General features: G+C 65.6%; 1 protein-coding gene. It reads right to left on the bottom strand.

The genetic code is table 11. The features are described from left to right. Positions 1 to 209 (bottom strand): hypothetical protein (locus FRY97_RS22235; protein ID WP_147169804.1); only part of this gene is annotated, 209 nt, incomplete at both ends.

The following is a 209-nucleotide window of genomic DNA, read 5'->3' as shown; positions in this document are numbered from 1 at the left end:
TTGCCGTCTGTCACCGTCACCGTGTATGCGCCGGACGCCAGCCCGGTAAGCGACGGGCCTGTAGCACCATTGCTCCACGCGTAGCTGTAGCTCCCTGCTCCACCTGCAGCTGAAGCTTCAGCACTCCCCGATGCTGCGCCTCCGCAGCCCGCAGCGCTTGCCGTGACCGAAACCGTCAGCTCAGGCGGGGAGATCAGGCTGATGCTCTC

The sequence above is a fragment of the Phaeodactylibacter luteus genome (assembly GCF_007993045.1).
Lineage (GTDB): Bacteria > Bacteroidota > Bacteroidia > Chitinophagales > Saprospiraceae > Phaeodactylibacter > Phaeodactylibacter luteus.
Note: the sequence above shows the minus strand (reverse complement) of the source record. Positions and strands in the feature narration are given on the sequence as shown.